The following is a 7,592-nucleotide window of genomic DNA, read 5'->3' as shown; positions in this document are numbered from 1 at the left end:
AGATTGACAACCATATCTTCTATCGCTGATCCGATGGACGGGGTGCACGGGCATCCCGTTCATTGCCAAGCCATATTTCGTGGCGCATGATATGGGGATGACGCGTCATCCTTCCGCCGCCCTGCTTTGCGCAGCGGCGCTCGCCCTCGGCGGCTGTGCCACCGCTGTTCCGCCGGTCGAAGTCACCCGCTTCCATACCAATGCGGTTGCCGGATGGGCGCCGGGGACGCGCTATGCGATCGCGACGGCGCCGCTCGACGGGCCGGGGGCCGCCATGCCGTCGCTCGAATGGAACAGCTATCGCACCGCGGTCGATCAGCAGCTGCAGCGGCAGGGTCTGGTCGCTGCGGGATCGGGCGATCGCGCGCCGCTTCTTGTCCGCATATCCTTCGACCGCAGCGAACAGCTTGCCGAGGGGCGTCGTTCGCCCGTCTCTGTGGGGGTCGGCGGCTCGACGGGCAGTTACGGTTCCGGCGTCGGACTCGGTATCGGCATCAACCTGGGCGGCGGGCCAAAGCGTATGGTGGATCTCCAGCTTTCGGTGCGCATCGACGATGCCGCCAGCGGCCAGGCGCTGTGGGAAGGCCGCGCACTGACCGCAGTGCCGGTCAAGGCGCCCGCCAACCAGCCCAGCCTGGCCGCGGCGAAATTGGCCGAAGCCTTATTCAAGGACTTCCCCGGCGAATCGGGACGCACTATCAGCGTCCCATGACCATCACCATCAACGCCGCTTTCGACAGCGGCAATATCGTCGTGGACGCCATCGACGGCACCTCTGCCCGTCTGTCGATCCGCAAGGACCGCGAATCGGACTTTTTCCAGTGGTTTCACTTCCGCGTCGCGTGCGCGGTCGGCGACGCGCTCGAACTGGCGATCGGGGGGCTTGCCGAATCGGCGTACCCCGACGGCTGGCCGGATTATGCCGCATGTGCCAGCACCGACCGCGAAACCTGGTTCCGCCTCGATACCAGCTATGACGCCGGAACCTTGACGATCCAGCACACCGCCGAAAGCCCGATCCTCTACATCGCCTATTTCGCGCCTTATTCGATGGAACGGCACCATGACCTGGTCGCCTCGGTCGCCGAATGTGAAGGCGTGACCTATCGCTGCCTTGGCATCAGCCTCGAAGGACAGCCGATCGACTGCCTCGAAATGGGGACCGGCGACACGCAGGTGTGGCTGTATGCGCGCCAGCATCCGGGCGAAAGCATGGCTGAATGGTGGATCGAAGGCGCGCTGGAAAAGCTCACCGATCTGGCCGATCCGCACGCCCGGTCGCTGCTGAAGAAATGCCGCTTTCACATCGTGCCGAACATGAATCCCGACGGGTCGTGCCGCGGCCATCTGCGGACCAATTTCGCGGGCGTGAACCTCAACCGCGAATGGGACAATCCGACCGCCGAGCGCAGCCCCGAAGTGCTCGCCGTCCGCAATGCGATGGACGAAACCGGCGTCGACTGGGCGATGGACGTCCATGGCGACGAGGCGATCCCCGCGGTGTTCCTTGCGGGTTTTGAAGGCATTCCGTCGCTCAAGGCCGAACAGAGCGAGAAATATAAGGCGTTTGAAACCGCGCTTGCCGCCAACACCCCCGATTTCCAGGTCGATCTCGGTTACGCCGAAACCGCGCCGGGCCAAGCGAATCTGTCGATGTCGACGACGCAGCTTGCCGAACGTTTCGGCGCGGTGTCGATGACGCTGGAAATGCCGTTTAAGGATAATCGCGACCTGCCCGATCCCGTTCAGGGCTGGTCACCCGAACGATCGAAGCTGCTCGCGCACGCCTGTCTCCAGACGCTGGACCAGCTTCTCTGATGGCCGACACGGGCGCCTGGCGGATCGTCGAGGACGATCTGTCGGGCGCCGCCATTCGGGCGCTGCTGGAAGAACATTTCGCGGGGATGCTCGCGAATTCGCCTGCGGGTAGCTGTCACTTCCTCGACTTCGACGGCCTGCGCGCGGGCAACGTCACCTTCTGGTCGATCCACCGCGGCAACGACCTTGCCGGCTGCGGCGCCCTGAAGATTCTCGATTCCGGGCACGGCGAGATCAAATCGATGCGAACGGCGGTCGATTTCCTGCGGCAGGGCGTCGCTGCACAGATGCTGGATCATGTCATGGCCGAAGCGCGCGCGCGCGGCCTGACGCGGCTCAGTCTCGAAACCGGATCGAGTGCCGCTTTTGAACCGGCGCTTGCACTCTACCGGCGTTACGGCTTTGCGGATTGCGAGCCTTTTGCCGATTATCGCCCCGACCCGTTCAGCCGCTTCATGACACGGCTTCTCTGAATCATCGCGCCAAATGAAAAGGGGGTCCGGAAGGGACTCCGGACCCCGCTCACAGCCCCGCAGGGCTCAGGACAAGGCGCCTCAGGCCGCCTTCTTGTCCTCGATCACCGGCGTCGCGCCGCCGCCGATCGCGATCTTGTGCGGCTTCATCGCCTCGGGCACTTCGCGCACCAGGTCGATCGCGAGCAGGCCGTCGGCCAGGTCGGCCGCTTCGACGCGGACGAAGTCGGCGAGCTGGAACCGACGCTCGAAAGCGCGCGTCGCGATGCCGCTGTAGAGCAGCTGGCGGCCTTCACCTTCGGCCGCCGGCGCCTTGCGGCCGCTGACGGTCAGCATATTCTGCTGCGCGACGATGTCGATTTCGTCGCTCTTGAAACCGGCGACGGCCACGGTGATGCGGAAATGGTCGTCGGCGACTTTTTCAATGTCGAACGGGGGATAGTTTTCGGCGCCCGAACCGCTGGTTTCGAGGAAATCGAACAGACGGTCGAAACCGACCGTCGAACGGCGATAGGGGGTCCAGTCAAAGCTGTTACGCATGGGCATTCCTTCCTGTTAAAGCGAAGCAAAGGGACCGCGGCACATTGGTCGCGATCGCCACCCGGCCCCATGTCGGCGGCCGGATGATGCCAATCTGGTAGCGGCTGAAACCATTTCAAGAGCGGCGTTGGCGTTCGGCGAAAAGCCGCGCTAAAGGGCGGCATATCTCTTCCAGCGCAAGGATCCGAAATGCCCCAGCTCATCCTCATTCGTCACGGCCAGTCGCAGTGGAATCTCGAAAACCGCTTCACCGGCTGGTGGGATGTCGATGTCACCGAAAAGGGCGTCGGCGAAGCGATCGCGGCGGGCGAACTCATGAAGGCGAAGGGGATCGCGCCCGACATCGGCTTCACCTCGGTCCAGTCGCGCGCGATCAAGACGCTCAATCTCGCGCTCGAGGCGATGGGCCGGCTGTGGCTTCCGGTCATCAAGGACTGGCGGCTCAACGAACGCCATTATGGCGGGCTCACCGGGCTCGACAAGGCAGAGACCGCGGCGAAGCATGGCGACGAACAAGTGAAGATCTGGCGCCGGAGCTTCGACATCCCGCCGCCGCCGCTCGAAGCCGGGTCGCCGTGGGATTTGTCGGGCGACCCGCGCTATGCCGGCATCGACATTCCGTCTGCGGAAAGTCTCAAGGACACGATCGAACGCGTGCTGCCTTATTATGAAGCCGCGATCGTCCCCGAACTCGCGGCGGGCAAGACGGTGCTGATCTCGGCGCATGGCAACAGCCTGCGCGCGCTCGTCAAACATCTCTCCGGCATTTCGGACGCCGACATCACCGGGCTTGAAATCCCGACGGGGCAGCCGATCGTTTATGAACTGGCCGACGATCTCAGCGCGGGCGAACGTTATTATCTCAGCGAGCGGTGAGTCCCCGCCGCCATCGGGATGACTGAGGGTTGGGCGCTTAAAGTGTCCCCGTCACCGTCAACTGGAAAAAGCGGCCGAACCGGCGCAGTCGTTGTTCGCTGAACGCGACCGGTCCGTCGCGCCGGTCGACGAACACCGTGCGGTCGAACCCGTCCTTCATGTTCGCGAGGTTGCGGTATGACAGCTTCACCGTGAAGCCCGCGACATTCTTGTGTTCGACAAAGGCGGTGACGAACGGCCCTTCGGTATATTCCCTTTCGATCGCGCCGAGCCGCAAATTGGGGCTGTATTGCTCGTCGAAATAGCCCGCGCCCCACGCCAGATTCGTTCCTGGCACGTCGTGGCGCAGGCTGAGGTCGACGACATAGTCCTGACCCCCGCTCTGGTCGCGCCACTGGTTGGTGAGCGGGTCGCGCACGCGGTTGCGGCGCCAGGTCACATCGCTGTTGATCCGCGCGCCCTTCCATCCCAGCCGATCGAGCAGCAAGGTCGCCTTGGAACTGATGCGATAAAGATGCGCGGGAGGCAGATTGCCCCGCCCTTCGGTTGTCGGCGACAGCGGCACCTGGTCGACCAGGTCCTGGGCATAGGCATAAGCGAAGGCGATCGACGCATTGCCCCACCCGCCCATGTCTTGGACGACCTCCAACTCGGTGCGATTGAGGATCGGCGGCACGAGCAAACCGTTGCCCCCATTGCCCTGCCCGTTCGCGACATCGACCGAACTGGCGAAATCGAAAAAGTCCAGCTGATCGACCCTGCGTTGGAGGAACCAGTTGATCGTCGTTTGGCCGCCGACCTTCCAAGCCAGCGCAACCTTGCCCTTCGGCCGGACGAAGCGGCGCGTCAGTCCGCCTGGGCCCGACGAGGTCAGCTCGCTAAATTCGGCGCCCAGATTGACCTGCGCGGTCAAATTCGATGCCAGCGAACGCCCCCAGGTCAATGATGCCTCGCCGCGCTTTTCCTCAACCTTCGTGCGTTCGCCGCCGAAGGGGACGGGCAGGAAACTGCCGTCGGGTTGCAGCACCGCGAATTCGGAATCGACGTCGAGCTGATTATAGGCGCCTTCCAGCGCGACCTGCCAATCGGTGCCGCCGCCGGTGCGCCAGCTATATTCGCCGCGCAGGATCGATTCGCTTTCGTCGGCGGTCTGCTTGAACCGCTCGCCCGTCCGGCCGCCGATCGTGCGATCGACGATGAAGCTGTCGACGAACGGGCTATGCTCGAACCGATAAAGCCCGATCAGCTTGAGCCGCCCCTTGCCGAGCCCCAGCTCGTAATCGCCGCCGACATCGAAATTATACTCGTCTTCCTTGAACGCGAACATCTCGCGCACAATGCCGTTCGCCGGCTGCTCCGACACGCTGTCGACGCGTTCGCCCAGCAGCTGCAATTGCCCGCCAAGGTTGAAATTCCACTTGTTGCCGTTCGTCGTCGTGCGCGCGAGCGCCGCCGACAGGCGCGGCCGATCGCCGTCATAGGCGCCGAACTCGTCGCGCGTGAACAGCAGGACGCCGGCCGCGTCATGGACGCGCTCGGGTCCCCAATGACCCTGACGGCTCGCTTCATTCTTCAGGCTCAGCGTCACATTGGTGCCGCCGATCTTGCCCGTCGTCGAAATCTCGCCGTTCAGCCAGTTCTTGTCGAGCCGCGGACGCCATTCGGGCTGCCAGCGGATCGTCGTCGTGAACCCGCCGCTCCCCGCGCCTGCCACGAGCACGACGTTTGCGACCCGTCCGGTCAGCCCCGGAACGTTCAGCCCGGCCCCGTCGACGATGTCGATATAGGCCACCTCGGCGGCGGTGATGCGCGCCAGTGCGGTGCGCGCGTCGGTTGCCTTGTTCGCGATCCGCTCGCCGTTGATCAGCACATTTTCGGTCGCGGCCCCCAGCCCGCGGTCGCCGCCGTTGGTGCCGGTGACGATCAGGAAACCGGGTATCTTGTCGACCATGTCGAGCGCGGTGCGCGGCGCGAAACGGGAGAAGTCGGCGGGGGCATAGCGTTCGGCGCCATTCACCGGAACGGGGATCGCGGGCGGCGCGTCGCCCGTCGGCTCCTGCGCCGCGGCGGGCGCGACGGCAGTCAGGGCGGCGCATGCCACCAGCGAAATTTTCCCGAACGACACGCGCAAAGCTCCCCCGTCCGGCCACCTCCCCGTGGCCGCTTCATGCGAGTAATTCGCAATAAATAATTTGGGTTATATTGTCTACCAACGCCCGGTTTCGCTCGACGAGCGCCCGGATCGCCGATCAGTCGCGCAGCAGCTCGTTGATCCCGGTCTTGGCGCGCGTCTTGGCATCGACGCGCTTGACGATCACCGCGCAGTATAGCGACGGGCCCGGCGTGCCGTCGGGCAGCGGCTTGCCCGGCATCGCGCCAGGCACGACGACCGAGTAAGCGGGCACTTCGCCGATGAAAACCTCGCCCGTCGCGCGGTCGACGATCTTGGTCGATGCGCCAAGGTAGACGCCCATCGACAGCACCGCGCCCTCGCGCACGATCACCCCTTCGGCCACCTCGGCGCGCGCGCCGATGAACGCCCCGTCCTCGATCACCACCGGCCCCGCTTGCAGCGGTTCGAGCACGCCGCCGATCCCCGCACCGCCCGACAGATGGACGTTCGCACCAATCTGGGCGCAGCTGCCGACGGTGGCCCAGGCGTCGACCATCGACCCCTCGCCGACATAGGCGCCGATGTTGACAAAGCTCGGCATCAACACCGCGCCCTTGCTGATAAAGGCGCCGCGGCGGACGATCGAGCCGGGGACGGCGCGGAAGCCTGCGTCGCGAAATCGGTTCTCACCCCATCCGGCGAATTTGGACGGCACCTTGTCCCACCAGCGTGCGCCACCGGGGCCGCCCTCGATCAATTCCATGTCGTTGAGGCGAAAGGACAGCAGCACCGCCTTTTTCAGCCACTGGTTGACCTGCCACGTTCCTTCGGCATCGCGTTCGGCGACACGGTAGCTGCCGTCGTCGAGTCCCGCGAGCGCCGTTTCGACCGCATCGCGCACCGCGCCGGTCGTCGTGAGTCCCAGCGCGTCGCGGTCGTCCCAGGCGGCTTCGATCGTCGATTGCAGGTCGGTGGTCATGAAATTCCCCAAGGTAAAGGCAAATTGTCGAGCCAGTCGGCGATGTCGGCCGCGTGGAAATCGACATGGCTTGGCAGGTGGTCCCGATGACCGCTTTCGCTGCCATTGTCCAGCCAGACCGTGGTCATTCCGAGCGCCTTGGCGGGGGTCAGGTTGCGCGCCATATCCTCGACAAAGACGCTTTTCGCCGGGTCAACCTGCAAATGCGCAATCATCATCGCATAGGCTGCGGGATCGGGCTTGGGCGTATAGCGGGTGACGCGGATGTCGCAGATGCCGTCGAACAGGTCGGCGATGCCGCGCGCATCGAGCACGCGTGCGGCATAATCGGCATCGGCGTTGGTGAAGATCAGCTTGCGTCCGGGCAGGCGCTCCAGCCCGGCGCGCAGCCGCGCATCGACCGTCAGCCGGTCGAGCGCGATGTCGTGAACGTCGATCAGAAAGTCCTCGGGGTCCACGCCGTGGTGGCGCATCAACCCGGCCATCGTCGTGCCATGGTCATGGAAATATTGCTTCTGCACCCGCCGCGCCTCGCCCGCATCGACGTCCAGCAGACGCATGATGAAGGCGCCCATGCGCGCGTCGATCAGGTCGAACAGTTTCGCCGACGGCGCATAAAGCGTGTTGTCGAGGTCGAAGATCCAGCTGTCGATATGGTCAAGCGGCGCGGACATGGGCGCCGCATAAAGGCTGCGGCGCAGGGGAGCAAGGTGGCGAGGGGCGGAACCCTCAGTTAACCGCATGATGCTACCTTTTGGCTTGCGACCGCGATAGAAGGCGGACGTCAGGGCAA

At 64.5% G+C, this 7,592-nt stretch carries 8 protein-coding genes; 4 read left to right on the top strand and 4 right to left on the bottom strand.

Annotation, left to right across the window (positions count from 1 at the left end; all coding sequences use genetic code 11):
* The first annotated feature begins 97 nt into the window (after positions 1-97).
* The 3 genes from A3E77_RS08255 to A3E77_RS08245 are packed head-to-tail and all read left to right on the top strand — an operon-like array spanning position 98 to position 2,291.
* Entirely contained in the window at positions 98-712 is a 615-nt protein-coding gene (locus A3E77_RS08255; protein ID WP_293644858.1) for a DUF4136 domain-containing protein, read from the top strand.
* Positions 709-1,818: a M14 family metallopeptidase gene (locus tag A3E77_RS08250; protein ID WP_293644856.1), complete on the top strand. Its 1,110-nt coding sequence runs from the start codon at positions 709-711 to the stop codon at positions 1,816-1,818. The genes A3E77_RS08255 and A3E77_RS08250 overlap by 4 nt, the downstream gene beginning before the upstream one ends.
* Complete coding sequence (locus tag A3E77_RS08245) at positions 1,818-2,291, top strand: GNAT family N-acetyltransferase (RefSeq protein WP_293644854.1); 474 nt, start codon at positions 1,818-1,820, stop codon at positions 2,289-2,291. Before A3E77_RS08250 ends, A3E77_RS08245 begins: the two co-directional genes overlap by 1 nt.
* Before the next feature lie 81 nt (positions 2,292-2,372).
* Here A3E77_RS08245 and A3E77_RS08240 read toward each other — a convergent pair whose 3' ends face one another.
* Entirely contained in the window at positions 2,373-2,831 is a 459-nt protein-coding gene (locus A3E77_RS08240) for an Hsp20 family protein (RefSeq protein WP_293644852.1), read from the bottom strand.
* Positions 2,832-3,020: 189 nt separating this feature from the next.
* On the opposite strand from A3E77_RS08240, the gene gpmA reads away from it, so the two are divergent.
* Positions 3,021-3,707: a 2,3-diphosphoglycerate-dependent phosphoglycerate mutase gene (gene gpmA / locus A3E77_RS08235; protein WP_293644850.1), complete on the top strand. Its 687-nt coding sequence runs from the start codon at positions 3,021-3,023 to the stop codon at positions 3,705-3,707.
* A 37-nt stretch (positions 3,708-3,744) separates the two neighbouring features.
* On the opposite strand, the gene A3E77_RS08230 is transcribed toward gpmA, so the two are convergent.
* The 3 genes from A3E77_RS08230 to A3E77_RS08220 form a co-directional block, all read right to left on the bottom strand.
* A complete protein-coding gene (locus A3E77_RS08230; protein WP_293644848.1) occupies positions 3,745-5,832 on the bottom strand; it encodes a Plug domain-containing protein in 2,088 nt (695 codons plus the stop codon).
* A 124-nt stretch (positions 5,833-5,956) separates the two neighbouring features.
* Positions 5,957-6,799, bottom strand: a complete 843-nt coding sequence (gene dapD, locus A3E77_RS08225) for a 2,3,4,5-tetrahydropyridine-2,6-dicarboxylate N-succinyltransferase (protein ID WP_293644846.1) — start codon at positions 6,797-6,799, stop codon at positions 5,957-5,959.
* Positions 6,796-7,473, bottom strand: coding sequence for a pyrimidine 5'-nucleotidase (locus tag A3E77_RS08220; RefSeq protein ID WP_293644844.1), 678 nt, complete (start codon positions 7,471-7,473; stop codon positions 6,796-6,798). The genes dapD and A3E77_RS08220 overlap by 4 nt, the downstream gene beginning before the upstream one ends.
* Positions 7,474-7,592: the final 119 nt, after the last annotated feature.

It is taken from the genome of Sphingopyxis sp. RIFCSPHIGHO2_12_FULL_65_19, assembly GCF_001830555.1.
Classification (GTDB): domain Bacteria; phylum Pseudomonadota; class Alphaproteobacteria; order Sphingomonadales; family Sphingomonadaceae; genus Sphingopyxis.
The sequence above is the reverse complement of the archived record's forward strand: the minus strand, read 5'-3'. Positions and strand labels throughout refer to the sequence as shown.